The following is a 25,694-nucleotide window of genomic DNA, read 5'->3' on the forward strand; positions in this document are numbered from 1 at the left end:
CCGTCTCTAAAGCCTTGCCGCCACTGGCTTTGTAAAAGTTGGACAGCTTTTTGCAACAGGGTCGTTACAGGTCGCCATCGGCGTCAATGTTTTGATCTAGTGCGCAGGTAACGAATCAGTGGATCGCTCTCAATTACTCAGTAGCGCACGCAGCAATATCACCGGCCTCGGCCGTGGTCAGTTGGGCGTTCCGTTGTTGTTGCTGGTCATGATGGCAATGATGATGTTGCCTATGCCACCGTTCCTGCTGGACGTGTTCTTCACGTTCAACATCGCACTGTCCATCGTCGTGCTGCTGGTGTGCGTGTACGCCCTGCGGCCGCTGGACTTCTCGGTATTTCCGACCATTCTCCTGGTAGCCACGTTGCTGCGTCTGGCGCTTAACGTCGCTTCCACTCGGGTGGTCATGCTTCACGGTCAGGACGGCCACGCCGCTGCAGGCAAAGTGATTCAGGCCTTCGGTGAAGTGGTGATCGGTGGTAACTACGTCGTCGGTATCGTGGTGTTCGCGATTCTGATGATCATCAACTTCGTGGTAATCACCAAGGGTGCCGGCCGTATTTCCGAGGTGAGCGCGCGCTTCACCCTCGACGCAATGCCCGGCAAACAGATGGCGATCGACGCCGACCTCAACGCCGGCCTCATCGATCAGCCGGAAGCCAAGCGCCGCCGTGCCGAAGTCGCCCAGGAAGCCGAGTTCTACGGTTCCATGGACGGTGCCAGTAAATTCGTGCGCGGCGATGCGATTGCCGGTCTGCTGATTCTGTTCATCAACCTGATTGGCGGCATGCTGGTCGGTATCCTGCAACACAACATGACCTTCGCCGATGCAGGCCGCGTTTACACCCTGCTGACCATTGGTGACGGTTTGGTGGCGCAATTGCCATCACTGCTGTTGTCCACCGCCGCAGCGATCATGGTGACCCGTGCTTCCGGTTCGGAAGAGATGGGCAAACTGATCAATCGTCAGATGTTCGCCTCGCCGAAGGCACTGGCGGTTTCGGCCGCGATCATGATCGTGATGGGACTGGTGCCGGGCATGCCGCACTTCTCCTTCATCAGCCTCGGCCTGGTGGCTGCAGGCGGCGCGTATCTTCTCTGGAAGAAAGAAAACCAGGTGAAAGTCCAGGCGCTGGCCGAAGTGCAGCGTCAACAGGACCTGCTGCCTTCGCCGACCCGCGCTCAGGACTCCAAGGAGTTGGGTTGGGATGACGTGACGCCCATCGATATCATCGGCCTGGAAGTGGGTTATCGCCTGATTCCGCTGGTGGATCGCAATCAGGGTGGTCAGTTGCTGGCGCGTATCAAGGGTGTGCGCAAGAAGCTCTCGCAAGAACTCGGCTTCCTGATGCCCACTGTGCACATTCGCGACAACCTCGATCTGGCACCCAGCGCCTACCGCCTGACGCTGATGGGCGTGATTCTGGCCGAGGCCGAGATCTACCCGGATCGCGAACTGGCGATCAACCCCGGTCAGGTCTTCGGTACCCTGAACGGCATCACCGCCAGAGACCCGGCGTTTGGTCTGGAAGCCGTGTGGATCGAAATCAGCCAGCGCAGTCAGGCGCAGTCGCTGGGTTACACCGTGGTCGATGCCAGTACCGTAGTGGCAACCCACTTGAACCAGATTCTCTACAAGCATTCGCATGAGCTGATTGGTCATGAGGAAGTCCAGCAATTGATGCAATTGCTGGCCAAAAGCTCGCCCAAGCTGGCTGAAGAGCTGGTGCCTGGCGTGCTGTCGCTGTCCTCTCTGCTCAACGTGCTGCAGGCGCTGCTGGCTGAGCACGTACCTGTGCGGGATATTCGCAGCATTGCAGAGGCTATCGCCAACAACGTCGGGAAGAGTCAAGATACCGCCGCTTTGGTGGCCGCAGTGCGAGTGGGTCTGAGCCGCGCAATCGTCCAAAGCATTGTAGGCGTTGAGCCGGAGCTGCCTGTTATCACTCTGGAGCCAAGGTTGGAACAGATATTGCTCAATAGTTTGCAGAAGGCTGGTCAGGGTCAGGAAGAAGGCGTTCTTCTTGAGCCAAGCATGGCTGAGAAGCTCCAGCGTTCGTTGATTGAGGCCGCCCAGCGTCAGGAGATGCAAGGGATGCCGGTAATTCTTCTGGTAGCAGGGCCTGTCCGGGCCATGCTGTCACGATTTGGACGATTGGCTGTACCGAACATGCATGTTCTGGCGTATCAGGAAATTCCGGACAACAAGCAAGTAACCATCGTAGCGACTGTCGGGCCGAACGGCTGAGGTAGTGAGTCATGCAAGTTAAGCGATTTTTCGCCGCCGATATGCGTCAAGCCATGAAGCTGGTTCGTGATGAGCTGGGCGCGGAAGCGGCCATCATCGGTAACCGGCGCATTGCTGGTGGCGTAGAGCTGACTGCTGCTCTGGATTACAAGCTGTCCGCCCTGGCACCGCGTGTGCCGAACATGGAACTGGAAGACGAGCTGCGCAAGACCCAGTCGCGCATCGTCTCCGCCCAGGCCGAATTGAACAATCGCAGCGACAGCGACGCATCGATCAACCTGCAGCTGTTTTCCGGCAAGCCGGTCAACCCTGCCGATACGCACATCGAACCGACACTCGAAGAGCCGCCGCGTCCATTTGCTTACGCACCGCCGCAGGCCGCCGAGCCTGCCGTTGGCCAGCGCGCCTATGACTCGATGCGCTCCGAATTGAATGGCCTGCGTGAGCTGCTGGAAGTCCAGCTCGGCTCGCTGGCGTGGAACCAGTTGCAGGGCACTCGTCCGCAGCAGGCCAACCTGTGGCGTCGTCTGCAGCGTGTCGGCCTGTCCGGCCCGCTGTCACGCGACTTGTTGTCGATGATTCCGGAGATTGACGAGCCTCGTCAGGCCTGGCGCATGCTGCTGGCGCACCTGGCACGCATGATCGCCGTACCGGAAGTCGAGCCGCTGGAAGAGGGCGGTGTGATTGCGATGGTCGGTCCTGCCGGCATGGGCAAGACCACCACCCTGGCCAAACTGGCAGCACGTTACGTGTTGAAGTACGGTCCGCAGAATATCGCACTGGTCAGCATGGACAGTTTCCGTATCGGCGCGCAGGAGCAGCTCAAGACCCTTGGGCGCATCCTCAACGTTCCGGTCACCCATGTCGATCCCGGCCAGTCTCTGGTTCAGGCGCTGGAACCGCTGCTGCGCAAGCGCGTGGTGCTGATTGATACCGCCGGGCTGCAGGCCAGTGATCCTGCGCTGCGCATGCAGCTGGAAAGCCTCGCCGGTCGCGGCATCAAGTCGCGCAACTATCTGGTACTGGCAACCACCAGCCAGAAGCAGGTGCTGACGGCCGCGTATCACAGTTACAAGCGTTGTGGCCTGGCCGGATGCATTCTGACCAAGCTTGATGAAACTGCCAGCCTTGGTGAAGTCCTGAGCCTGGCGATCAGTCACGAACTACCTGTGGCCTACCTCACGGACGGACCACGCATTCCTGATGACCTGCATACTCCGCGTCGTCATCAGTTGGTAAGCCGCGCTGTGAGTGTGCAGATGCAGGACGAGCCTAGCGAAGAAGCAATGGCTGATATGTTTGCTGACCTCTATCACACCCCTGGCAAGAGAGTGGGTTAAGTGATGGATATTATTGGAATGTCCCTGCGTCAACGGTCTGCCATGCAGTGTTCATTTGCGCATGTGCAGCCCTCGATGTGGTTTCGGTCTACGCAAGACAAGGTAAAGAAATAACATGGGCAGCATGCATCCCGTACAGGTTATCGCTGTGACCGGTGGCAAAGGTGGCGTCGGTAAGACTAACGTGTCAGTGAACCTTTCACTGGCCCTCGCCGAGCTTGGCCGTCGCGTCATGCTGCTGGACGCCGATCTGGGTCTGGCCAATGTCGACGTGCTGCTTGGGCTGACGCCCAAACGCACACTTGCCGATGTCATCGAGGGGCGTTGTGAGTTGCGCGACGTGCTGCTGCAGGGGCCGGGCGGGGTTCGAATCGTACCCGCTGCTTCCGGCACCCAGAGCATGGTGCATCTTTCGCCCGCCCAGCATGCCGGCCTGATCCAGGCGTTCAGCGAGATTGGCGACAACCTCGATGTGCTGGTGATCGATACGGCCGCCGGTATCGGCGAGTCGGTGGTCAGCTTCGTGCGCGCCGCTCAGGAAGTGCTGCTGGTAGTGTGCGACGAGCCCACGTCGATCACCGATGCCTACGCCCTGATCAAACTGCTCAATCGCGACTACGGCATGAACCGCTTCCGGGTGCTGGCCAACATGGCACAGAGCCCGCAGGAAGGGCGCAACCTGTTCGCCAAGCTGACCAAAGTGACGGATCGTTTTCTCGATGTTGCGCTTCAGTATGTAGGTGCCGTGCCGTACGACGAATGCGTACGCAAGGCGGTACAGAAACAGCGCGCCGTTTACGAAGCATTCCCGCGTTCCAAATGTGCACTGGCCTTCAAGGCCATTGCCCAGAAGGTTGATACCTGGCCGTTGCCAGCCAACCCGCGGGGTCATCTCGAGTTCTTCGTTGAGCGACTCGTTCACCAGACCAGTGCAGGGCCTGTGCAATGACTGCGAGCGGCTACCAGATGTACAGCAAGGCGTCCCGTAATTCGCAATACGAGTTGATCGAGCGCTATGCGCCTTTGGTCAAGCGTATCGCTTATCATCTGCTGGCGCGCCTGCCGGCCAGCGTACAGGTCGAGGATCTGATCCAGGCCGGTATGATCGGCCTGCTTGAAGTCTCCACCAAGTATGATTCCACCAAGGGCGCGAGTTTCGAGACCTATGCCGGTATTCGCATCCGTGGTGCGATGCTCGATGAAGTGCGCAAGGGTGACTGGGCGCCACGCTCGGTACACCGCAATACGCGCATGGTCAGTGACGCAATTCGGGCAATTGAAGCTAAAACCGGCCGTGACGCTAAAGATCACGAGGTTGCGGCCGAACTCCAGTTGAGTCTCGATGATTACTACGGGATTTTGAATGACACCTTGGGCAGCCGCCTCTTCAGTTTCGACGACCTGCTGCAGGACGGCGATCATGAAGGGCTGCACGAGGATGGCGCAAGCGGTTCGCTTGAGCCGTCGCGCGACCTGGAAGACGAGCGCTTCCAGGCTGCGTTGGCCGATGCAATTGCCAATCTGCCAGAGCGCGAGCGTCTGGTGTTGGCGCTGTACTACGACGAAGAGCTGAACCTCAAGGAAATCGGAGAGGTTCTTGGGGTCAGCGAATCTCGGGTCAGTCAGTTACACAGCCAGTGCGCAGCTCGTTTGCGAGGGCGTTTGGGGGAGTGGCGAGCGCGTTGACAGGCAACGTGCGGTCTATGGCCGCGCGTTGACTGCAAGCCGGCTGTGCAGAGCGTTACGTGGTAACAGGATGGACCCGTCGGAAGCCTGTCAGGCATTGCCTTGATGGGCTTGTTTCTCAGGTCCTTGCCTGTTGTTGTGCCAAGCCCGTCGTCGTTTCGTACAGCCGGGGGTGTGCTGTGCCAGTATTGAGTGAACAGCGTGTTCAGGTGCTGAACGCGTTAAAGACTGCTTGGAGGTCGAATTGGACAAGAACATGAAAATCCTCATCGTTGATGACTTCTCAACGATGCGGCGGATCATCAAGAACCTTTTGCGTGATCTGGGGTTTACCAACACATCGGAAGCGGATGATGGTCTGACCGCATTGCCGATGCTGCAGAGCGGTGCCTTTGACTTTCTGGTGACGGACTGGAACATGCCTGGCATGTCCGGTATCGATCTGCTGCGCGAAGTCCGCAAGGACGAACGCCTCAAGAGCCTTCCCGTGCTGATGGTCACTGCCGAAGCCAAGCGTGAGCAGATCATTGAAGCTGCCCAGGCCGGGGTGAACGGTTATGTAGTCAAGCCATTCACCGCCCAAGCCCTGAAAGACAAGATCGACAAGATCTTTGAACGCGTCAATAGCTGATGCAAGCCGCGAGGGCGCTATGGATAACAATGATTCGATGGCCGACTTTGAGTCGACCTTAAAGAGACACGCGCAGGAACTTGTCACCAGCCTTGAAAAAGGTCGTTTCGGCGACGCTGTGCAACTGATCCACGAACTCAACCAGACACGCGACCGCGGCCTTTATCAGGAAGTGGGCAAGCTGACTCGTGAGCTGCACAGTGCAATCGTGAACTTTCACATTGATCCGCACATGCCTCAGGCCGAGGAGGTGTCGCAGATCACGGATGCTACCGAACGCCTGTCGTATGTGGTGAGGCTGACCGAGAATGCGGCCAACCGCACCATGGACCTGGTGGAGGAAAGCACGCCGGTCATGAACGGCCTGAGTTCCGACGCCAAGGCGTTGAGCGACGACTGGGGACGTTTCATGCGCCGCGAAATCGGTGCCGAAGAGTTCCGCGAGCTGGCCAAGCGGGTCGATGGTTTTTTGACGCGTACCGAAAAGGAGACCCATCAGGTTTCCGCACATCTCAACGACATTCTGCTCGCCCAGGATTACCAGGACCTTACCGGTCAGGTCATCAAGCGCGTGACACAACTGGTCACCGAGGTCGAGAGCAATCTGCTCAAACTGGTGCTCATGGCCAGCCATGTCGATCGCTTCGCAGGCATCGAACATGACGAAGAATCCATCCTCGCTGAAAAAGATCCTAAAAAACATCTCGCTCAGGGTGAAGGTCCGCAGATTCATGCCGATAAACGTGAAGACGTCGTATCCGGACAGGATGATGTAGACGATCTGCTATCGAGCCTCGGCTTCTAAGGTCTGTTGACGGTTAATTTTAGGGAGCACCCCATGAGCTTCGGCGCCGATGAAGAAATCCTTCAGGATTTTCTGGTAGAGGCCGGCGAAATTCTGGAGCAGTTGTCAGAGCAATTGGTCGAGCTGGAAAGCCGACCGGATGATGCTGATCTGCTCAATGCAATTTTTCGCGGTTTTCACACTGTAAAAGGGGGCGCCGGCTTCCTCCAGCTCCATGAGCTGGTGGAGTGCTGCCACATCGCCGAAAACGTGTTCGACATCCTGCGCAAGGGTGAGCGTCGCGTTGATTCCGAACTGATGGACGTGGTCCTTGAAGCACTGGACACCGTCAACAGCATGTTCGGTCAAGTACGTGAACGGACTGACGTGACTCCGGCGACGCCAGAACTGCTGGCCGCGCTGGCGCGTCTGGCCGAGCCACAATCCGCCGACGAGGTCGCGGCTCCCGAGCCAGAGCCCGAGCCGGTGGTTGAAGTCCAGGCTGCTGCGGTTGCAGTGCCAGCGGCCGGCGACGAGATTACCGATGATGAGTTCGAGCAACTGCTCGACTCGCTGCACGGCTCAAGTCCGGTGTCTGCCGCGCCAGCACCAGCGTCGGCACCAGCGGCCGCGCCGGCCGGTGATGAAATCACCGACCAGGAATTTGAATCCCTGCTTGATCAGTTGCATGGCAAGGGCAAGTTTGCGGCCGACGCTGCAACCGCTCCGGCCCCCGCACCTGTAGCGCAGGGCAGTGCAGAGCCTGCCGGTGACGAGATCACTGACGACGAATTCGAAGCGTTGCTCGATCAACTGCACGGCAAAGGCTCGTTTGATGCCGCAGTAGCTGCGCCTGTCGCTGCTGCAGCTGTAGCCGTTGCTGCCAAGGCACCTGGTGCTGCTGCATCGGACGAAATCACCGATCACGAATTCGAAAACCTGCTCGACGAGTTGCACGGCAAGGGCAAGTTCGAGCCTGAGGCGATTGTTGCCAAGGCGCCTGCTCCGGCGGCCGCAGCGGCTGCACCGGCACCACCTGTTGCCAAGCCTGCTCCGGCGCCTGCTGCGAAAGCCGAACCGGCCAAACCCGCTGCGGCTCCAGCCCCGGCGCGCGCTCCTGTACCCAGCGGTGAAAAGCCGGTGGCGACAGAAGCCGAAACCACGGTTCGTGTCGATACCGCCCGATTGGACGAGATCATGAACATGGTCGGCGAGCTGGTGCTGGTACGTAACCGCCTGGTGCGGTTGGGTCTCAACAGCGGCGATGAAGCCATGTCCAAGGCCGTTTCCAACCTGGATGTGGTGACTGCCGATCTGCAGACTGCGGTGATGAAAACCCGCATGCAGCCGATCAAGAAAGTCTTCGGTCGCTTCCCGCGTCTGGTTCGTGACCTGGCTCGCCAGCTCAAGAAAGAGATCAACCTGGAGCTGGTCGGTGAAGAAACCGATCTCGACAAGAACCTTGTAGAGGCGCTTGCCGATCCGCTGGTCCACTTGGTGCGTAACGCGGTCGACCACGGTATCGAAACGCCGGAAGAGCGCGAAGCCACGGGCAAGTCCCGCGGCGGTCGGGTGATCCTCTCGGCAGAGCAGGAAGGCGATCATATCCTGCTGTCGATTTCCGATGACGGCAAGGGCATGGACCCTAATGTACTGCGCTCCATTGCTGTGAAACGCGGCGTCATGGACAAGGATGCAGCCGATCGGTTGAGTGACACCGATTGCTACAACCTGATCTTCGCGCCGGGCTTCTCGACCAAGACCGAGATTTCCGATGTGTCGGGTCGCGGTGTGGGCATGGACGTGGTCAAGACCAAGATCTCCCAGCTCAACGGCTCGATCAACATCTACTCGACCAAGGGCCAGGGTTCGAAGATCGTCATCAAGGTGCCGTTGACCCTGGCGATCATGCCGACCCTGATGGTGATGCTGGGCAATCAAGCCTTCGCTTTCCCGCTGGTCAACGTCAACGAAATCTTCCACCTGAACCTGTCGACTACCAACGTGGTTGATGGCCAGGAAGTGGTGATCGTACGTGACAAGGCCTTGCCGCTGTTCTACCTCAAGCGCTGGCTGGTCAGTTCGGCGGCTCACGAGGAGCAGCGCGAAGGGCACGTGGTGATCCTCACGGTCGGCACCCAGCGCATCGGCTTTGTCGTCGATCAACTGGTCGGTCAGGAAGAAGTGGTCATCAAACCGCTGGGCAAGATGCTGCAAGGTACGCCGGGCATGTCGGGCGCCACCATCACCGGTGACGGTCGCATCGCCTTGATTCTCGATGTACCCAGCATGCTCAAGCGTTACGCCGCACGGCGTATCTGAACCCGGGGTTGCGGGCAGCCTGGCTGCCTGCGGCACCTATTGGAGTGTTTATGGCAGTCAAGGTCCTGGTGGTGGATGATTCCGGTTTTTTCCGCCGCCGCGTTACGGAAATTCTTTCTTCGGACCCCAACATTGTAGTTGTCGGCACCGCCACCAATGGCAAGGAAGCGATTGAGCAGGCGCTGGCGCTCAAGCCGGATGTCATCACCATGGACTACGAAATGCCGATGATGGATGGCATTACGGCAGTTCGCCATATCATGCAGCGTATCCCCACCCCGGTATTGATGTTCTCGTCGCTGACGCATGAAGGTGCGCGTGTGACGCTGGATGCTCTTGACGCCGGTGCGGTGGATTTCCTGCCCAAGAATTTCGAAGATATCTCTCGCAACCCGCAGAAGGTCAAGCAGCTGCTGTGCGAGAAAATCAACAGTATTTCACGCAGCAACCGTCGTTCCAGCGGGTTCGGTTCAGCCAGTGCAGCCCCGGCGGCACCGGCTGCGTCGACGTTGTCCAGCCGCGCATCGGCGCCAGCCCCTGCACCTGCCAGGGCGGCGCCGTCACGCACTGCGACCCCTGCTGCGGCTGCGGCAGCTCAGGCCCATCATGCGCCGGCGCACCCGACAACTTCCGGCACAGCCAAGCGCAAGGCCTACAAGCTGGTGGCCATTGGTACCTCGACAGGCGGCCCGGTCGCGCTGCAACGCGTACTGACCCAACTGCCAGCCAATTTCCCGGCACCTCTGGTGCTGATTCAGCACATGCCTGCGGCGTTTACCAAGGCATTTGCCGAGCGTCTCGACAAGCTGTGCAAGATCAGCGTCAAGGAAGCCGAAGACGGCGACGTGCTGCGTCCCGGCCTCGCGCTGCTGGCACCGGGTGGCAAGCAAATGATGGTTGACGGACGCGGTACGGTGAAGATTCTGCCGGGCGACGAGCGCCTCAATTACAAGCCCTGCGTCGACATCACCTTCGGCTCTGCCGCCAAGTCCTATGGCGACAAAGTGCTTTCGGTGGTCTTGACCGGTATGGGGGCTGACGGCCGCGAGGGCGCACGACTGCTCAAGCAGGCCGGCAGTACCGTGTGGGCGCAGGATGAAGCGAGCTGCGTGATTTATGGCATGCCGATGGCCATCGTCAAGGCTGAACTCGCGGATGCGATCTACAGTCTCGACGACATCGGTCGGCACCTGGTAGAGGCCTGTCTCTGATGGATGTACTGAGCCTTATCGGTCTGATTCTGGCGTTTGTCGCGATCATTGGTGGCAATTTCCTCGAAGGCGGACACCTCGGTGCCTTGCTCAATGGTCCGGCGGCGCTGATCGTGGTGGGCGGTACACTCGGCGCTTCGCTGTTGCAGTCGCCGATGAACGCGTTCATGCGCGCCATGAAGATCATCCACTGGATCATTTTCCCGCCACGTATCGATCTGCCCGGCGGTGTCGACCGGGTCATCGGCTGGAGCATGACCGCCCGCAAAGAAGGCTTGCTGGGTCTGGAAACCGTAGCCGATTCCGAACCCGACGGTTATGCCCGCAAGGGCTTGCAACTGTTGGTCGACGGTGCCGAGCCGGCAGCGATTCGCAGCATTCTTGAAGTCGATTTCATCACTCAGGAAACCCGCGATATCCAGGCTGCGAAAGTATTCGAAAGCATGGGCGGCTACGCTCCGACCGTGGGTATCATCGGCGCCGTCATGGGCCTGATTCATGTCATGGGCAACCTGGCTGACCCCAGTCAACTGGGCAGTGGTATCGCTGTGGCCTTTGTCGCCACGATCTATGGCGTGGCCATGGCCAACCTGATCCTCCTGCCCGTGGCGAACAAGCTCAAGGCCATTGCCCACCGTCAGGCGCGCTATCGCGAGATGTTGCTTGAAGGTCTTTTGTCCATCGCCGAGGGTGAAAACCCGCGCTCCATCGAACTCAAGCTGCAAGGCTTCATGGAGTAACAGCGTATGGCTCGCCGTCGTCAGGTCGAAGAACACGAAAATCACGAACGCTGGCTGGTGTCGTATGCCGACTTCATTACTTTGCTGTTCGCGTTTTTCGTGGTGATGTACTCGATTTCCTCGGTCAACGAAGGCAAGTACAAGATCCTGTCCCAGGCACTGGTCGGCGTGTTCAACGACACCGAGCGCACCATGAAGCCGATTCCCATCGGTGAGCAGCGCCCGGTCTCGATCAAGCCCGCCGAGCCGCTGGTCAAGGAAAGCGAGCAGACTGACGCCGGCATAGGTCAGGCTTCCGATGACCCGTTGCAGACCATTGCCCAGGACGTGCGTGACGCGTTCGGTGACCTGATCAAGTCTGACCAGATGACTGTGCGCGGCAACGAACTGTGGATCGAGATCGAACTCAACTCCAGCATGCTTTTCGGCAGCGGCGATGCGATGCCCAGTGACAAGGCCTTCACCATCATCGAAAAGGTCGCCGGGATCGTCAAACGCTTCGACAACCCGATCCATGTCGAGGGCTTTACCGATGACCAGCCGATCAGCACTGCACAGTTTCCGACCAACTGGGAGCTGTCTTCGGCGCGTTCTGCCAGCATTGTGCGCATGCTGGCCATGGACGGTGTCAATCCGGCGCGACTCGCTTCGGTGGGTTACGGTGAGTTTCAGCCGATCGCTCCCAATACCAGCACTGCCGGACGCGCCAAGAACCGCCGTGTCGTGCTGGTTATCTCGCGCAATCTGGATGTCCGCCGCAGTCTGACCAGCGCCGGATCGGCCAATGTGCAGCCGGATGCTGCATTGAGGCGTGCTGGCACACAAACTGCACCGGTGCCAGCAAAGCCGCCGGTACGCGCGAACGCCGTCAATTCTCCGTCACCCGCCCCCTAAACATCGTATCGGTATGGTCGTCGCTGTACGGAAGGAAAAACATCAATGAGAGTCTGGGCAGTAGCCAACCAGAAAGGTGGAGTCGGAAAGACCACCACGACCATTGCCCTGGCCGGTTTGCTGGCCGATTCAGGCAAGCGCGTGGTCGTGGTCGATCTTGACCCTCACGGCTCCATGACCAGTTATTTCGGGCATAACCCGGACGAGCTGGAACACAGCGCTTTCGATCTGTTCCTGCACAAAGGCGCGGTGCCGGACGGTCTTCCCGGCCAGTTGCTGCTGCCTACCAGCGATAAACGTATCTCGCTGATACCGTCCAGCACTGCACTCGCCACACTGGAACGCCAATCACCCGGGCAGAGTGGTCTGGGCCTGGTCATTGCAAAAAGTCTGGCTCAGTTGTGGCAGGATTTTGACTATGCGTTGATCGACAGTCCGCCGCTGCTGGGCGTTCTCATGGTCAATGCACTGGCTGCGAGCCAGCAGCTGGCGATTCCGGTGCAGACCGAGTTTCTCGCTGTAAAAGGTCTGGAGCGCATGGTCAATACGCTGACCATGATCAATCGTTCGCGCAAGGTGCCGCTGCCTTACACCATCGTGCCGACATTGTTCGACCGGCGTACCCAGGCCTCTATGGGCACCTTGAAACTGTTGCGCGACAGCTTCCCCGAGCATGTCTGGCAAGCCTATGTGCCGGTCGACACACGACTGCGCGATGCCAGCCGTCTGGGGCTTACGCCGTCGCAGAACGACAGCAAGAGTCGTGGTGTGATCGCTTACCGGGCATTGCTCAAGCATATGCTCGCCGAGCAGCTCAATGCGCAGGTGGCCTGACGTGAACGTCGACTCTTTCTACATTGTTTGCTCAAGTGATGCCTCAATGCGGCCGATAACTCTATCAGGCTGTACATGCTCCATTTTTTGTTGGGCCCCGGTATGAACCGCCCTGTAGAAGTAGCAACACGACCCAAACTGGCTTTGCAGTCCTACCTGGATGCATTGCTGTACGACGCGACTGAAGTGCTTGAAGAGCCCGGCAGCAGCATCGATGAATTTCAGGCGGCTGTGCTCGAAGAGCAGGCCTTTGATGCGCGGATGCAGGCGCAGATCAAGCCGCTGGCAGTCGCGGTTGCCGCACCGGCTCCGGTGGCTGTCGAGGTAAAGGTCGCAGCGCCTGCGCCAGTGGTTGAAGTCGCTCCGGTGATCGTTGCCGAAGCGGTGCAGGTTGAAGTGGCTCAGGTCGAAGAGGCAGTGCCAACCGTTGCGCTGGTAGAACCGGTCGCCGAGTTGAGCACGCTGGCAGCTCAGCGCACGCCGACACCGCCGCCGACCAGCGATGGTCGTCCGGCATGGGCTGCCGAGCCGTTCGAATGTCTGTTGTTCGATGTGGCCGGTCTGACGCTGGCGGTGCCGCTGGTGTGCCTGGGGTCGATTTATCCGCTGGCAGGGCAGGAGCTGACGCCGCTGTTCGGTCAGCCGGACTGGTTTCTCGGGATCCTGCCCTGTCAGGCGGGCAACCTGAAAGTGTTGGATACCGCGCGCTGGATCATGCCTGATCGCTACCGCGACGATTTTCGCCAGGGATTGCAGTACGTGATTTCGGTGCAGGGATACGAGTGGGGGCTGGCGGTGCATCAGGTCAGCCGTTCGTTGCGTCTTGATCCGAACGAGATCAAATGGCGCGCGCAGCGAGGTCATCGTCCATGGCTGGCGGGTACGGTCATCGAGCATATGTGCGCGTTGCTGGATGTTGCAGAGTTGGCCGAGCTGATAGCCAGTGGTGCGGTCAAGCAGTTGAACAAGTCGAAATAATCATGGGTCGATGCCAATGGCGTCACCTGCAAAGAACACACGTGAGGGGTTGGGGTTATGAATAAGTCGTCTGCACAAGGTTCCGAAGATCCTATTCTGCAATGGGTTACGTTCCGCCTGGACAATGAGTCCTACGGCATCAACGTAATGCAGGTGCAGGAAGTGCTGCGCTACACTGAAATCGCCCCGGTGCCGGGTGCGCCAAGCTATGTACTGGGCATCATCAACCTGCGCGGTAACGTCGTGACCGTGATCGATACCCGTCAGCGTTTCGGCCTGGACCCGGTTGAAGTCAGCGACAACACGCGTATCGTGATCATCGAAGCCGACAAGCAAGTCGTCGGTATCCTGGTCGACAGCGTGGCTGAAGTGGTTTACTTGCGTCAGTCAGAAGTTGAAACTGCGCCTAACGTCGGTAACGACGAGTCGGCCAAGTTCATTCAGGGCGTTTGCAACAAGAACGGCGAACTGTTGATTCTGGTTGAACTGGACAAAATGATGTCCGAAGAAGAGTGGTCCGAGCTGGAGAACATCTGATTGATCTTTGAGGTAGCTGTCGTCTTCCTGGGCATTCTCTGGGTAGTCACCCTGTTTATGTTCCTGGCCCATACCAGGCGTCAGCGCAAGCTCGACGCCGAGCGTGATGAGGCGGCTGCCTTGCGGGATCAGCGGATCAAGGAGTTGGCCAGACGCCTGGACAACTACCAGAACGGTACGGTGCGCATGGGCGAAGCGTTGCATGAGCTGCGTGCCGTTGTTGCGCCGTTGCCGGACAAGCTCACCGCACTGGAGCAGCGCGATCCCTCCACGCTGTCCTTCGCCCAGGCCGCACGTTTGGTCGGCATGGGTGCCAGCATCGATGAGCTGACCCAGTCCTGCGGCCTGACCCAGGCCGAAGCTCAGTTGATGACCAAACTGCACGGTAATACAGCGAGCTAGTTTCTCTTCCCTGCACGCCTGCGCTGCACACTCAAGGTCGGACGCAGAGCGTCCAGAACTGCATTCCCACGCTGGAGCGTGAGGAACGATAGTCTTGTAACTCTCGTGCCAATCACTCCGCGTTGGCATTCCCTTCCTGACGCTTGGCGTCGCAAATTTCCAATGCGGCATAACATCATGCCTTATCTGTTGATGCTGCCATAAAATGCTTTTTTATCGCGATGGCACAGGCGACGCAGAGTGCGACGTAAGTGACGGCTGAGTCCTGGCGCTGATCCGGGGGTAGCCTGGCAGGACGCCAGGCTAGCCGCACCGGGCCATGGATGGCCCGTTGCGGCGCCCCCCGGATCAGTGACAGGGCGAAGGAACCCGACGAAGTCGGGCCGGAAACGGAGCTGCGGGCTTTGCTTACTTTGGCCCCATCAAAGTAAGTCGCCGAGGGGCGAAAAGGTGACTTGAGTCGAACCCCGATCCACCTGACATCGCAGAACCGCTGTGCAACGCGCAGCGACGATCCGCGCGCCGTCTTACTGCTCGTCCAGCGCAAACTCGGTCAGGCAGAACGTCGGGATCTTCAGGTCGTTGAGACGCTTGGAGCCGCCCAGTTCCGGCAAGTCGATGATCGCAGCGGCCTCATACACTTCGGCACCCATGCGGCGGATCAGGTTGGCGGCGGCGATCAGCGTGCCCCCGGTTGCGATCAGGTCATCGAACATGATGACCGAGTCACCTTCGCACAGACTGTCGGCATGCACTTCAAGATACGCTTCGCCGTATTCGGTCTGATACGCCTCCGACAGCACATCGGCAGGCAGCTTGCCTTGTTTGCGGAACAGCACCAGCGGCTTGTTCAACTGATACGCGACCACCGAACCAATCAGAAAACCCCGTGCGTCCATAACGCCGATATGGCTGAACTCGGCATCGATGTAGCGCTGCACGAAGCTGTCAATCACCTGACGGGTGGCCTTGGGCGATTGGAAGAGGGGCGTGATATCGCGGAAGACCACGCCCGGCTTGGGAAAGTCCACGACCGGGCGTATCAGGGATTTGAAGTTCGATTGATCGAAAGTCATCAGGGGGTTCCATGGCAGTTTTGGCCGACAGTTTAAGCCGACCCGCCAAAGATCGCACGTTTCAGCTTTGCATCGATCCGCCAGCCAACGCGCACAGCTCGATGGGGGCGAGGATATGTATCTCTTTGCCTTCGGCAGAAATCAGCTGATTTTGCTGGAACCGGGTAAATACCCGGGAAACCGTTTCGACTGCCAGACCCAGGTGATTACCGATTTCGTTGCGCGACATGCTCAGGCGGAACTGATTGGCCGAAAAGCCTCTGGCGCGGAAGCGTGCAGAGAGATTGATCAGAAACGTGGCGATACGCTCATCGGCAGTCTTTTTCGACAGCAGCAGCATCATTTGCTGATCGTCACGGATCTCACGGCTCATGACGCGCATCAACTGCCGACGCAGTTGCGGCAGTTTTACGGAAAGCTCGTCCAGACGCTCGAACGGGATTTCGCAGACCGATGTGGTTTCCAGTGCCTGCGCCGAGACCGGGTAAGCCTCGGCGTCCATGCCTGACATGCCCACCAGTTCGCTGGGCAGGTGAAAGCCGGTGAGCTGTTCTTCGCCGCTGTCACTGATATTGAAGGTTTTCAGTGCCCCGGAACGCACCGCGTAGACCGACTCGAAGGTATCCCCCTGACGAAACAGAAACTCGCCCTTTTTCAGTGGCCGGCCGCGTTTGACGATCTGGTCAAGGCTGTCCATGTCTTCGGTGTTCAACGAAAGGGGCAGGCACAACGGCGCGAGACTGCAATCCTTGCAGTGAGCCTGGGTTTGAGCGCGCGACTTGACTGGCTCGGACATCACTTAATTCCTTGTGGGAAATCACACATAAGCAGTAAGGGTAACTCACCCATGCTTGTCGGGGCCAGCCTGCAAAACTGTCGGCATCATCAAGGTTGCAGGCTGCCTGCCGATAAACCTGTATTCCTTCAGCCACACCAGGATGCCTTGTCATGTCAACGACACTCCCGTTGATCAACAGCATTACGTTACGGACTGCGACTTCGCAGACCACCTACAGTTATGCCGATCCAGGCACTGCCGAGACGCCTGCAAGCGAGAAAAAGGGCGTACAGGTCAATTTGTCGGCAGAAGGCAAGGCCGCTGCGTCTTCGTCTTCCAGAAACGCTGATATCGAGCAGAGCGGCCTGCCTTCTTCCGTGCAGAAGATCCTCAAGGCGATTCGCGAACTTCAGCGCAGGATCGAGGAAACCATGGAGCAGATCCAGAAGGCGCTGAATGACCCCAGCCTGAGCCCCGAGGAGCGAAGGACCAAGGCCGCGGCGCTACAGACCGTGCTCAGCACGTTGCAGGCGCAGGTGAGCAATTCCACGGCCGATCTGTCGTCGCTCATGAACAGCCTGAACTCCAGCGACTCCGACAAAACGAAGGCGGGGATGCTGGTTCTGGCCAAAATGTAGCACTTGGCCGCGGGTCATATCACCCGGGAGAACTGCTGTCTGTTCTGCCGTGTCAGGTAGGCATCGAAGACCATGCACACTGCGCGTACCAGCAGTCGACCTGCCGGTCTGACTTCAAGGCCGGTATCGCTCAGTGTGATCAGCCCGTCGCTCGCCATGCCAAGCAGTTGCGGCCACGCTTCGCTGAAATAGTCCTTGAAATCGATGCAAAAGGCCTTTTCGATTTCGCCGAAATCCAGCGTGAAGTGGCAGATCAGTTGCTGAATGACGGCGCGCCTGATGCGGTCGTCATCGCTGCAGAGCAGCCCGCGTCGGGTTGCGGGCTGGTCGCTGTCCAGCAGCCGCAGGTACTCGTTCAGGTCGCTGCTGTTCTGGCTGTACAGCTCGCCGACCTGGCTGATGGCCGAGACCCCCAGCCCGATCAGATCGCAGTGGCCGTGCGTGGTATAGCCCTGAAAGTTGCGCTGCAGGGTCAGGTCCTCCTGAGCGGTGGCCAGCTCGTCGTCGGGCAGGGCGAAATGGTCCATGCCGATGTAGCGATAACCGGCGCTGCCCAATTGTTCGACGGTGCGTTCCAGCATCAGCAGTTTGCTCGCTGCATCCGGCAGATCCGCCGCGTCGATGCGCCGCTGCGGCATGAAGCGCTCGGGCAGATGCGCGTAGTTGAATACCGACAGCCGATCAGGCTGCAGATCGATGATCTTGTCCACGGTGTGGCTGAAGGTCTGCGGATTCTGTGCGGGCAGACCGTAGATCAGGTCAATATTCACCGAACGAAATTGCAGCGTACGTGCGGCTTCGACAATCGCGCGGGTCTCTTCCAGGCTCTGCATGCGGTTGATCGCCCGCTGCACCGTCGGGTCGAGGTCCTGCACGCCCAGGCTGACCCGGTTGAAACCCAGTTCGCGCAGCAGCCCCATCGTCGACCAGTCGGCTTCGCGAGGATCGATCTCGATGCCATAGTCGCCGGAGTCGTCATCCAGCAGGTTGAAATGCAAGCGCAACTGCGCCATCAAACGGCGCAATTCGTCGTGACGGAGAAAGGTCGGTGTACCGCCGCCCAGGTGCAGTTGCTCCACCACCTGACCGGGTGCCAGGTGGCAGGCGATCATCTGCATCTCGTGTTCGAGTCGTTGCAGGTAGGCCTGAGCGCGTCCGCGATCCTTGGTGATGACTTTGTTGCAGGCGCAGTAGTAGCAAATGTTCGCGCAGAAGGGCAGATGCACGTAGAGCGACAACGGACGTGACGCCTTGCGGCTTTCGCGCAGCGCGTGCAGCAGGTCGAAGGCGCCTACTTGGGTGTGAAACTGCACCGCTGTCGGATAGGATGTATAGCGCGGTCCGGCCACATCGTAGCGATGGATCAGGTCTGAATCCCAACGAATGGCGTCAAGCATGCGCGCGTTTCCCGGTCCGGCTGGCGATGTCGCGAGCATACGCAGGGGGGCGAGGGTCGGCGTTGATGTGGATCAAATGGCAAGAGTTGACTGCCTCAATGCCCCATCAGCCAATGTTGATGCGGGCCTGGCAAGGTCCAGACACCGAAGACCATCACCAGCAGCCCTCCTGCCATGCGCACACCACGTTTGCGCAGTAAAGCGGTGGTGCGTTCGGCAGCCAGGCCGGTGGCCAGCAGAACGGGCCAGGTGCCCAGCCCGAAGGCCAGCATCAGCAGCGCGCTGTCGAGAGGGTTGCCTTGACTGGCGGCCCAGAGCAGGGCGCTGTAGACCAGCCCGCAGGGCAGCCAGCCCCACAGGGCGCCGAGCAACAAGGCGCGCGGCACACTGGATACCGGCAACAGGCGACTGGCCAGGGGTTGCAAATAGCGCCACAGGCCCCGGCCAAGACGCTCTATATAGGTAAGCCCGCTCCACCAGCCGGCCAGGTACAGCCCCATCATGATCAGCAACATGGCGGCAATGATGCGCAAGCCCGTCGCCAGCGGACTTTGCGCCACCGCCCAGCCGACCAGTCCGGAACACAGGCCGGCTGCGGTGTAGCTGAGAATGCGCCCCAGGTTGTAGGCCAGCAACAAACGAAACCGGCGGCTGCGCTGCTCCTTGGGGATGGCCAGCGTCAGGGCCCCCATCAGGCCGCCACACATGCCCAGACAGTGCCCACCGCCCAGCAGTCCGAGAATGAACGCCGAGAACAGCAGCGAAGCGAGTTCAAACATCGCGTTTCTCGTCAGAGCCCGGCTGGTGGGGCTCAGGCGCGGCGTGCTCCACAGGCGGCGTGTCATCGAACAACAGGCTGTGTGCCGGGCCTTCCATGTCGTCGTACTGGCCGCTGTCCACCGCCCAGAAAAACACGTAGATCGCGACGCCCACCAGCAGCAGGGCGGCAGGGATCATGATGTAAAGCGCGGGCATGAAACCTCCGGGGCAGAGTGGGGGGCAAGCGCACGACGCGGCAGGCGGGTCAGGCGCAAAGCGTTGAGCACCACGGTCAGTGAACTGACCGACATGCCGATCGCCGCCCATACCGGAGTGATCCAGCCCAGCGCTGCGAAGGGCAGCATGAGGCCATTGTACAGACCGGCCCAGAGCAGGTTTTCGATAATGACGCTACGCGTGCGTCGGGCCAGATTCAGGGCGTCGATCAGCACCGGCAAGCGGTTGCACAGCAGCACGGCGTCAGCACTGGTCTTGGCGAGGTCGGTGGCCGAGCCCATTGCCACACTGATGTCGGCTGCTGCCATGACCGGCACGTCGTTCACTCCGTCACCGATCATCAGCACCTTGCGCCCCTGAGCCTGAAGCTGGCGCAGCACCTCCAGCTTGTCGTCCGGGCGCATGCCGCCACGCGCTTCATCAATGCCCAGCGCCTGCGCCACACTGTCAACCATCGGCGAGCTGTCACCAGACAGCAGCAGCGTCTTCCAGCCTCGCGCCCGGCACGCCTGTAACAGGGGGCCTGCATCCTCGCGCAGCCGGTCGTCCAGCACCAGCCATGCGAGTGGGCCCCGCGCATCGCCGAGCAACAGCCATTGGCCGGACCGCTCGGTTGGCAAGGGTGTTTCAGCGCCGCTCAGCGCACAGACGAAAGCCGACTCGCCGATGCGCAGCAGATGCCCGTCAACACGACCTTCCAACCCCAGCCCCGGTGTGCTGAGCACCTGTTCGGCAGCCCTTGGCGCTCGACCGAACGCGCGGGCGATGGGGTGCTCGGAGCGGTTTTCCAGCGCCGCCGCCAGCTCCAGGCAGCGATCGGCGTCCAGCTCGCGCAGCGGGTGGATGCTACGCAGCGTCAGGCGCCCTTCGGTCAGGGTGCCGGTCTTGTCGAAGATGACCGTGTCGATCTGGTTGAGGCCTTCGAGCACATGACCCCGGGTCAGCAGCAGGCCGAGTGTGTGCAGCGTGCCGGTCGCCGCAGTCAGGGCGGTCGGTGTCGCCAGCGACAGGGCGCAGGGGCAGGTGGCGACGAGCATGGCCAAAACGATCCAGAAAGCGCGCGAAGCATCCAGCTGCCACCAGATCACCCCGATCAGTGCAGCCGCGATCAGCGAAAACAGCAGAAAGGTCTGTGCCGCCCGGTCGGCGATCTGCGCGAGTCGGGGCTTTTCTGCCTGTGCGCGTTCGAGCAGCCGGACAATGGCCGAAAGGCGGGTTTCGTGACCCAGCGCCGTCACGCCGATGGTCAGCGGGCTTTCGACATTCAGCGTTCCTGCGGTGACCGCATCGCCCACACTACGCGTTTGCGGCAGGTATTCGCCGGTCAACAGCGACTCATCGACACTGGAGCGACCTTCGAGGATTTTGCCATCAGCCGGTATTACTGCGCCGGGCTGCACCAGCACCCGATCGGCCAAGTGCAGTTCGCTGAGCATGATGCGCTGGCTCTGGCCGTCATCGCTGAGGCGCAGGCATGAGGCGGGCAGCACGTTGACCAACTGGGCCGTGGCCGCCGCCGTGCGCTCGCGGGCCCGGCGTTCCAGGTAACGTCCGGTCAGCAGGAACAGTGCAAACATGCCGACCGCATCGAAATACAGTTCCCCAGCGCCAGTGACGGCGGTCCAGATACCTGCGGCGTAGGCCGCGCCTATTGCCAGCGACACCGAGACATCCATTGTCAGGTGACGGCTGCGCAGGTCGCGCCACGCACCGCCAAAGAACGGCGCGCAACTGTAGAAGACAATCGGCGTGGTCAGAAACAGGGCTACCCAGCGCAGGATGGTATGCATCTGCGGGCTGAGATCGATATTGAACTCCGGCCAGGTGGCCATGGTTGCCATCATTGCCTGAAACCACAGCAGGCCGGCGACGCCCAGTTGTCGCAACGCCAGGCGATTGTCACGTGCCATGCGTTCGGCAGCGCGGTCGGCCTGCCATGGATGGGCGACATAGCCAATCGCGTGCAGTTCGCTCAGCAATTGGCTGAGGGCAAGCTGGTCGGCGTTCCAGCGCACCAGCAGGCGATGAGTGGACAGGTTCATGCGCGCCTCAGTCACCGCAGGCAGGCGTCCCAGGTGTTGCTCGATCAGCCAGCCGCAGGCCGCGCAACTGATGCCTTCGACAAGCAGGGTGGCTTCCGAGAGGTCGCCGTCGTGGCGCACGAATGGCGCCTGTACATCGGCGCGGTCGTAGAGCGCCATTTCGTCGAGCAATTGGGTGGGCAGACTTTCCGGGTTGGCCGAGGTTTCACTGCGGTGGCGGTAATAATTGTCCAGACCGCTGGCGACGATGGCCTCGGTCACTGCCTGACAACCGGGGCAGCACAGCTGACGGGATGCACCGAGCACCAGCGCGTTGAAATGGCTGCCCGCCGGAACCGGCAAACCGCAGTGGTAGCAGTGCACCGGCGCGGGAGAGGAGGGCTTGACCACGTTCAGTCTTTCCGGCGTTGCGCGGCTTGCAGGGGCTCGTCACCCAGGGTCACGTCGTCAGTGCCGATCTGTTCTTCCTCGAACAGGCGCCAGGTCTGCTCGCCTTCGACACCCAGCAGCTCCACAAAACGCCGACCGTTGACCTTGTCCTGCAACTGACCGATGTAACGGCCCTGCCCGGAAGGGCTGCGGGTCAGGAACACCCGGCGATCACTGTCAGGGCGCGTGGGCGAAATGAGGTTGAGTTCCAGACGCTCCGGGTTGCTGTTGCCGCTCAGGCGCAGCTCGACTTCGCCAGTCAGCTCATCCATGTGCAGACGCGCGTGCAGTTTGAGGGTCTGGGCGAGCACTTCGCGATTCAACGAGCGATTGATGCCTTTGCCAGCCTCGTAATAGTTATCGGTGACCAGCGGATCCGGGTGGGTCACGGCGATGAACACCATCGACAGGCTCAAGGTCACCGAGCCGGTCAGGATGGCGATAATGATCCATGGCCATAGATGCCGGTACCAGGGGGTTGCAGCAGTCGCGGCGGGCATGGCGGGGCTCTTAACGAATAGGTGGGCCGAGGAAGCGGCTTTGGGTCTCGACCTGGGTATCGCTGTCGATGTCCTTGAGGGTAAAGGTTACCTCGTTGCTGTGCGACGACAGTTTTTCCGGCGCACTGGACAGCTCCACCGGCAGGCTGACGATTTGGCCCGCCGGAACACTGATTTCCCGACGGCCCTGCAGTTTCAGGTCTGGCAGGCCGCTGGCCTGCAGCACATAGGTGTGGTCCACCTGATCCTTGTTCATCACTTTCAGGCTGTAGACGTTTTCGATCCGGCCTTCGGCGTTTTCCCGGAACAGCATGCGGTCCTTGCTGACCTCCAGACCCACCAGCGTACGCATGCAGAATGCAGCCGTCAGCAGCGCAATCATCAGCAGCAGGACCAGCGCATAACCGATCAGACGCGGGCGCAGGGTGCGGGTGCGCTGCCCGGACAGATTGTGTTCGGTGGTGTAGCGAATCAGGCCGCGAGGGTAATCCATCTTGTCCATGACCGTATCGCAGGCATCGATGCATGCCGCACAGCTGATGCACTCCACCTGCAGGCCGTCACGAATGTCGATGCCGGTCGGGCAGACCTGCACGCACATCGTGCAGTCGATGCAGTCACCCAGCCCCAGTGCCTGAGGGTCGGCTTCCTTCTTGCGCGGACCTCGGGCTTCGCCACGATTCTGGTCGTAGGAGATGATCAGCGTGTCCTTGTCGAACATAACGCTTTGGAACCGCGCGTAGGGGCACATATAAATGCACACCTGTTCGCGCAGCCAGCCCGCATTCAGGTAAGTGGCCAGGGTAAAGAAACCGATCCAGAAATAGGCCCACCCATCCGCCTGGCCCGTGAACAGATCCACGCACAGCGCGCGAATGGGCGAGAAATAGCCCACGAAGGTCATACCGGTGGCAAACCCGATCAGCAGCCACAGGCTGTGCTTGGCGAACTTGCGCAGCAGTTTGCCGGCACTCATCGGGGCATGGTCGAGCCTGATGCGCTGGTTGCGGTCGCCCTCGGTGACTTTCTCGCACCACATGAACATCCAGGTCCAGACACTCTGCGGGCAGGTATAGCCACACCAGACCCGGCCGGCATAGACAGTGATGAAGAACAGCCCGAACGCTGCAACGATCAGAATGCCGGACAAAAGGATGAAATCCTGCGGCCAGAACGTTGCGCCGAAGATGTAGAACTTGCGTTCCGGCAGGTTCCACCAGACCGCCTGATGCCCGCTGCGATTCAGCCAGACCGTGCCGAAAAAGATCAGCAGCAACAGGGCGCCGCCGAGCATCCGGACATTTCGAAACAAGCCTTTGAAGGCGCGGGTCTGGATTTTCTCGCGCGAGGCGTAGAGGTCGGTGAACTCGCCGCTTGTTTCGGATGCCGGGGTGATGTCATGTACTGGAATCTGCTTGGTCATCGATGAGTCCAGCGGCGGTGGCCTGACCCCGGCCGATACAGGTCAGGCAGGTTCATATCCGCGTTCAACGTGATGCACGAGAATAAACGGCTGCTGCTTCATTCAACTGGCTGACCCAGGGATTGAGCAACGCGACCCCGTACGACTGAAAGTCCATTGTGTTGCGTGTGACCACTGTCATGCCATGCACCAGCGCAGCACGTTGGCGTCTGCAGTGTGCTTTCTGAGCTCTGAAACCACGTTGGTGTCGAGCAGGAACATCAGGACAGATCAACCTGTCGAGGCGTGATTACGGCGCGCTGAGGCTCGAACTCGATATCGATGTCAGTGGGCATTATCAGCATGTCGGCGATGCTTGCCGCGCTGCCGGTCAGCTTCAGGTAATCCTCGATGCAAAGCAGCACATGGGCCGGGCGGCCGCGGTCGGTAATGAACACCGGACCTTCATTAGCCGCCTTCTTGGCTCCGCTGGTGTCCTGATTGAACTCACGGCTGGAGAGGGTAGTGGTCATGTGCGCGACTTCCGGAATGAGTAGACAGGGTGCCGTGGTCATGACTGAGTTTAGTCATGTAGAGATGTCACTACAACGAATGTGTTCTGTCAGAATGCCATAACCGGAGGCTGGCCGGAGCCCTGTCACCTGGAGTCAGGTGGCTGCTCCTGGCGGGACAGGCTGTAAACATACGCAGCCAGAATATGCACACGATCATTGCCCAGCAAAGCTTGCTGGGCCGGCATCTGGCCCTGGCGTCCATCACGAATGGTCTGCTGCAACTGAGCGAAGCCGGAGCCGTAGATAAACGCGTTGGGGTGGGTCAGGTCCGGCGCGCCGAGAATCGGCATTCCCTTGCCCTCCGGCCCATGGCAGGCAACGCACAGGCTGGCGAAGGTCTTCTGTCCGGCCACCGGGTCAGCCTTGGCATCCTCCGGTAGCGGGCGCGCGTCCAGCTGCGTCAGGACGTAGGCCGCTACATCGCGAACCCCTTGTTCGCCAAGCACGCCGCCCAGGGCCGGCATCACGCCCATGCGCCCGGCGAGGATGGAGGTCTTGATCGCCTGGGCGTCGCCGCCCCAGCGCCAGTCGGCATCGGTCAGGTTGGGAAAGCCATAGGCGCCTTTCGCGTCAGAGCCGTGGCAGACCGAGCAGTTGGACGCGAACAGACGCTCGCCGATTTTCAACGCCTGCGGGTCTTTGGCCACGTCCTCGACGGGCATGGCGGCGTACCTGGCAAACAGCGGCCCGTAGCGGGCCTCGGCGTTGGCGACTTCCCGTTCCCATTCATGGACACTGGACCAGCCTTGCTGGCCGTCGGAGAATTGTGTCTTGCTGTCCTGGTCCCGGTATTCATAACCCGGCAGCAAACCCTGCCAGTTGCCCAGGCCCGGGTACAGGAGCAGATAGCCCAGCGCAAAGACGATGGTAGCTACGAATAGATAGAACCACCATTTGGGCAGCGGGTTGTCGTACTCCTCGATACCGTCGAACGTATGGCCGACGGTTTCATCTGTCGGTTCGTCGGGCTGACCTTTGCGCGTCGACAGAAGCAGCCAGAGCATGGCGATGATGGTGCCCAGGGTCAGGACCGCGACATACAGGCTCCAGAACGTACTCATGACCGGTCTTCCCGTTCAGCCATGGCATTTTCGACCTTGCCGATGGCCTCGGGATCATCCGCGAAAGGCAGCAGGGTCGCATCGTCGAAGTCTGCCTTGCGGGCCGGGCTGAACACCCACAGCATCAGGCCGATGAAGGCGACCATCACGACCAGTGTGCCCAGGCCTCGAATCATTCCGATGTCCATCATGA

At 60.1% G+C, this 25,694-nt stretch carries 26 protein-coding genes and 1 pseudogene; 15 read left to right on the forward strand and 12 right to left on the reverse strand.

The window, feature by feature from the left end:
• The first annotated feature begins 118 nt into the window (after positions 1 to 118).
• The 14 genes from flhA to JOE33_RS22555 all read left to right on the forward strand — a co-directional run bounded on the left by flhA (position 119) and on the right by JOE33_RS22555 (position 14,607).
• Complete coding sequence (flhA, locus tag JOE33_RS22490) at positions 119 to 2,248, forward strand: flagellar biosynthesis protein FlhA (RefSeq protein ID WP_010427660.1); 2,130 nt, start codon at positions 119 to 121, stop codon at positions 2,246 to 2,248.
• 11 nt (positions 2,249 to 2,259) lie between these two features.
• Complete coding sequence (gene flhF / locus JOE33_RS22495) at positions 2,260 to 3,588, forward strand: flagellar biosynthesis protein FlhF (RefSeq protein ID WP_010427662.1); 1,329 nt, start codon at positions 2,260 to 2,262, stop codon at positions 3,586 to 3,588.
• A 115-nt stretch (positions 3,589 to 3,703) separates the two neighbouring features.
• Entirely contained in the window at positions 3,704 to 4,537 is an 834-nt protein-coding gene (gene fleN, locus JOE33_RS22500) for a flagellar synthesis regulator FleN (protein ID WP_003412391.1), read from the forward strand.
• Entirely contained in the window at positions 4,534 to 5,274 is a 741-nt protein-coding gene (gene fliA / locus JOE33_RS22505) for an RNA polymerase sigma factor FliA (RefSeq protein WP_002554271.1), read from the forward strand. Before fleN ends, fliA begins: the two co-directional genes overlap by 4 nt.
• A 256-nt stretch (positions 5,275 to 5,530) precedes the next feature.
• Entirely contained in the window at positions 5,531 to 5,905 is a 375-nt protein-coding gene (locus JOE33_RS22510) for a chemotaxis response regulator CheY (protein ID WP_161420660.1), read from the forward strand.
• Between the two features lie 19 nt (positions 5,906 to 5,924).
• Entirely contained in the window at positions 5,925 to 6,710 is a 786-nt protein-coding gene (locus JOE33_RS22515) for a protein phosphatase CheZ (RefSeq protein WP_010427669.1), read from the forward strand.
• A 33-nt stretch (positions 6,711 to 6,743) separates the two neighbouring features.
• On the forward strand, positions 6,744 to 9,011 hold the full coding sequence (locus JOE33_RS22520) for a chemotaxis protein CheA (protein WP_010427670.1): 2,268 nt from the start codon (positions 6,744 to 6,746) through the stop codon (positions 9,009 to 9,011).
• Between the two features lie 50 nt (positions 9,012 to 9,061).
• Positions 9,062 to 10,222, forward strand: a complete 1,161-nt coding sequence (locus JOE33_RS22525; RefSeq protein WP_122529238.1) for a chemotaxis response regulator protein-glutamate methylesterase — start codon at positions 9,062 to 9,064, stop codon at positions 10,220 to 10,222.
• On the forward strand, positions 10,222 to 10,962 hold the full coding sequence (locus JOE33_RS22530; RefSeq protein WP_010427674.1) for a flagellar motor protein: 741 nt from the start codon (positions 10,222 to 10,224) through the stop codon (positions 10,960 to 10,962). The genes JOE33_RS22525 and JOE33_RS22530 overlap by 1 nt, the downstream gene beginning before the upstream one ends.
• 6 nt (positions 10,963 to 10,968) lie before the next feature.
• Positions 10,969 to 11,856 (forward strand): flagellar motor protein MotD, encoded by an 888-nt coding sequence (gene motD, locus JOE33_RS22535; RefSeq protein WP_032611895.1) that lies wholly within the window; start codon positions 10,969 to 10,971, stop codon positions 11,854 to 11,856.
• Positions 11,857 to 11,901: 45 nt separating this feature from the next.
• Complete coding sequence (locus JOE33_RS22540; RefSeq protein ID WP_010427678.1) at positions 11,902 to 12,690, forward strand: ParA family protein; 789 nt, start codon at positions 11,902 to 11,904, stop codon at positions 12,688 to 12,690.
• Positions 12,691 to 12,765: 75 nt separating this feature from the next.
• A complete protein-coding gene (locus tag JOE33_RS22545; protein WP_025990811.1) occupies positions 12,766 to 13,668 on the forward strand; it encodes a CheW domain-containing protein in 903 nt (300 codons plus the stop codon).
• 57 nt (positions 13,669 to 13,725) lie between these two features.
• Positions 13,726 to 14,205 carry a chemotaxis protein CheW gene (locus JOE33_RS22550; protein WP_010427683.1) on the forward strand — a complete coding sequence of 160 codons (480 nt, stop codon included), beginning with the start codon at positions 13,726 to 13,728 and terminating at the stop codon, positions 14,203 to 14,205.
• Positions 14,206 to 14,607 carry a DUF2802 domain-containing protein gene (locus JOE33_RS22555; protein ID WP_003316837.1) on the forward strand — a complete coding sequence of 134 codons (402 nt, stop codon included), beginning with the start codon at positions 14,206 to 14,208 and terminating at the stop codon, positions 14,605 to 14,607. It abuts the gene before it with no gap.
• Positions 14,608 to 15,134: 527 nt separating this feature from the next.
• Here JOE33_RS22555 and JOE33_RS22560 read toward each other — a convergent pair.
• Entirely contained in the window at positions 15,135 to 15,683 is a 549-nt protein-coding gene (locus JOE33_RS22560) for an adenine phosphoribosyltransferase (protein ID WP_003370206.1), read from the reverse strand.
• Between the two features lie 61 nt (positions 15,684 to 15,744).
• Complete coding sequence (gene fnr / locus JOE33_RS22565) at positions 15,745 to 16,479, reverse strand: fumarate/nitrate reduction transcriptional regulator Fnr (protein WP_010426881.1); 735 nt, start codon at positions 16,477 to 16,479, stop codon at positions 15,745 to 15,747.
• Positions 16,480 to 16,631: 152 nt separating this feature from the next.
• On the opposite strand from fnr, the gene JOE33_RS22570 reads away from it, so the two are divergent.
• Entirely contained in the window at positions 16,632 to 17,099 is a 468-nt protein-coding gene (locus JOE33_RS22570; protein ID WP_010426880.1) for a hypothetical protein, read from the forward strand.
• Positions 17,100 to 17,113: 14 nt separating this feature from the next.
• On the opposite strand, the gene hemN is transcribed toward JOE33_RS22570, so the two are convergent.
• From hemN to JOE33_RS22620, 10 genes and pseudogenes are all read right to left on the reverse strand, one after another.
• Positions 17,114 to 18,496, reverse strand: a complete 1,383-nt coding sequence (hemN, locus tag JOE33_RS22575; RefSeq protein ID WP_187625830.1) for an oxygen-independent coproporphyrinogen III oxidase — start codon at positions 18,494 to 18,496, stop codon at positions 17,114 to 17,116.
• A gap of 95 nt (positions 18,497 to 18,591) precedes the next feature.
• On the reverse strand, positions 18,592 to 19,275 hold the full coding sequence (locus tag JOE33_RS22580; RefSeq protein ID WP_096139891.1) for a sulfite exporter TauE/SafE family protein: 684 nt from the start codon (positions 19,273 to 19,275) through the stop codon (positions 18,592 to 18,594).
• Positions 19,268 to 19,471, reverse strand: a complete 204-nt coding sequence (ccoS, locus tag JOE33_RS22585) for a cbb3-type cytochrome oxidase assembly protein CcoS (protein ID WP_010426877.1) — start codon at positions 19,469 to 19,471, stop codon at positions 19,268 to 19,270. Before ccoS ends, JOE33_RS22580 begins: the two co-directional genes overlap by 8 nt.
• A complete protein-coding gene (locus JOE33_RS22590; protein ID WP_187625829.1) occupies positions 19,450 to 21,924 on the reverse strand; it encodes a heavy metal translocating P-type ATPase in 2,475 nt (824 codons plus the stop codon). The genes ccoS and JOE33_RS22590 overlap by 22 nt, the downstream gene beginning before the upstream one ends.
• Positions 21,925 to 21,926: 2 nt before the next feature.
• Complete coding sequence (locus tag JOE33_RS22595) at positions 21,927 to 22,463, reverse strand: FixH family protein (RefSeq protein ID WP_010426875.1); 537 nt, start codon at positions 22,461 to 22,463, stop codon at positions 21,927 to 21,929.
• Positions 22,464 to 22,473: 10 nt separating this feature from the next.
• Positions 22,474 to 23,886 (reverse strand): cytochrome c oxidase accessory protein CcoG, encoded by a 1,413-nt coding sequence (gene ccoG, locus JOE33_RS22600; RefSeq protein WP_010426874.1) that lies wholly within the window; start codon positions 23,884 to 23,886, stop codon positions 22,474 to 22,476.
• Between the two features lie 64 nt (positions 23,887 to 23,950).
• Positions 23,951 to 24,147: pseudogene (locus JOE33_RS22605) on the reverse strand (hypothetical protein).
• Positions 24,147 to 24,398 (reverse strand): type II toxin-antitoxin system prevent-host-death family antitoxin, encoded by a 252-nt coding sequence (locus JOE33_RS22610; protein ID WP_002554250.1) that lies wholly within the window; start codon positions 24,396 to 24,398, stop codon positions 24,147 to 24,149. Before JOE33_RS22610 ends, JOE33_RS22605 begins: the two are co-directional and overlap by 1 nt.
• 125 nt (positions 24,399 to 24,523) lie before the next feature.
• A complete protein-coding gene (gene ccoP, locus JOE33_RS22615) occupies positions 24,524 to 25,501 on the reverse strand; it encodes a cytochrome-c oxidase, cbb3-type subunit III (protein ID WP_187625828.1) in 978 nt (325 codons plus the stop codon).
• Entirely contained in the window at positions 25,498 to 25,689 is a 192-nt protein-coding gene (locus JOE33_RS22620; RefSeq protein WP_187625843.1) for a cbb3-type cytochrome c oxidase subunit 3, read from the reverse strand. The genes ccoP and JOE33_RS22620 overlap by 4 nt, the downstream gene beginning before the upstream one ends.
• Positions 25,690 to 25,694 lie beyond the last annotated feature (5 nt).

The sequence above is a fragment of the Pseudomonas sp. PvP027 genome (genome assembly GCF_017833005.1).
Taxonomy (GTDB): domain Bacteria; phylum Pseudomonadota; class Gammaproteobacteria; order Pseudomonadales; family Pseudomonadaceae; genus Aquipseudomonas; species Aquipseudomonas congelans.

Excerpts from the sequence above, each read along its gene's own strand:
- flhF (WP_010427662.1), top strand. The coding sequence starts at position 2,260 with ATGCAAGTTAAGCGATTTTTCGCCGCCGATATGCGTCAAGCCATGAAG.
- fleN (WP_003412391.1), top strand. The coding sequence starts at position 3,704 with ATGGGCAGCATGCATCCCGTACAGGTTATCGCTGTGACCGGTGGCAAA.
- fliA (WP_002554271.1), top strand. The coding sequence starts at position 4,534 with ATGACTGCGAGCGGCTACCAGATGTACAGCAAGGCGTCCCGTAATTCG.
- JOE33_RS22510 (WP_161420660.1), top strand. The coding sequence starts at position 5,531 with ATGAAAATCCTCATCGTTGATGACTTCTCAACGATGCGGCGGATCATC.
- JOE33_RS22515 (WP_010427669.1), top strand. The coding sequence starts at position 5,925 with ATGGATAACAATGATTCGATGGCCGACTTTGAGTCGACCTTAAAGAGA.
- JOE33_RS22520 (WP_010427670.1), top strand. The coding sequence starts at position 6,744 with ATGAGCTTCGGCGCCGATGAAGAAATCCTTCAGGATTTTCTGGTAGAG.
- JOE33_RS22525 (WP_122529238.1), top strand. The coding sequence starts at position 9,062 with ATGGCAGTCAAGGTCCTGGTGGTGGATGATTCCGGTTTTTTCCGCCGC.
- JOE33_RS22530 (WP_010427674.1), top strand. The coding sequence starts at position 10,222 with ATGGATGTACTGAGCCTTATCGGTCTGATTCTGGCGTTTGTCGCGATC.
- motD (WP_032611895.1), top strand. The coding sequence starts at position 10,969 with ATGGCTCGCCGTCGTCAGGTCGAAGAACACGAAAATCACGAACGCTGG.
- JOE33_RS22540 (WP_010427678.1), top strand. The coding sequence starts at position 11,902 with ATGAGAGTCTGGGCAGTAGCCAACCAGAAAGGTGGAGTCGGAAAGACC.
- JOE33_RS22545 (WP_025990811.1), top strand. The coding sequence starts at position 12,766 with ATGCTCCATTTTTTGTTGGGCCCCGGTATGAACCGCCCTGTAGAAGTA.
- JOE33_RS22550 (WP_010427683.1), top strand. The coding sequence starts at position 13,726 with ATGAATAAGTCGTCTGCACAAGGTTCCGAAGATCCTATTCTGCAATGG.
- JOE33_RS22560 (WP_003370206.1), bottom strand. The coding sequence starts at position 15,683 with ATGACTTTCGATCAATCGAACTTCAAATCCCTGATACGCCCGGTCGTG.
- fnr (WP_010426881.1), bottom strand. The coding sequence starts at position 16,479 with ATGTCCGAGCCAGTCAAGTCGCGCGCTCAAACCCAGGCTCACTGCAAG.
- JOE33_RS22570 (WP_010426880.1), top strand. The coding sequence starts at position 16,632 with ATGTCAACGACACTCCCGTTGATCAACAGCATTACGTTACGGACTGCG.
- hemN (WP_187625830.1), bottom strand. The coding sequence starts at position 18,496 with ATGCTTGACGCCATTCGTTGGGATTCAGACCTGATCCATCGCTACGAT.
- JOE33_RS22580 (WP_096139891.1), bottom strand. The coding sequence starts at position 19,275 with ATGTTTGAACTCGCTTCGCTGCTGTTCTCGGCGTTCATTCTCGGACTG.
- ccoS (WP_010426877.1), bottom strand. The coding sequence starts at position 19,471 with ATGCCCGCGCTTTACATCATGATCCCTGCCGCCCTGCTGCTGGTGGGC.
- JOE33_RS22595 (WP_010426875.1), bottom strand. The coding sequence starts at position 22,463 with ATGCCCGCCGCGACTGCTGCAACCCCCTGGTACCGGCATCTATGGCCA.
- ccoG (WP_010426874.1), bottom strand. The coding sequence starts at position 23,886 with ATGACCAAGCAGATTCCAGTACATGACATCACCCCGGCATCCGAAACA.
- JOE33_RS22610 (WP_002554250.1), bottom strand. The coding sequence starts at position 24,398 with ATGACCACTACCCTCTCCAGCCGTGAGTTCAATCAGGACACCAGCGGA.
- ccoP (WP_187625828.1), bottom strand. The coding sequence starts at position 25,501 with ATGAGTACGTTCTGGAGCCTGTATGTCGCGGTCCTGACCCTGGGCACC.
- JOE33_RS22620 (WP_187625843.1), bottom strand. The coding sequence starts at position 25,689 with ATGGACATCGGAATGATTCGAGGCCTGGGCACACTGGTCGTGATGGTC.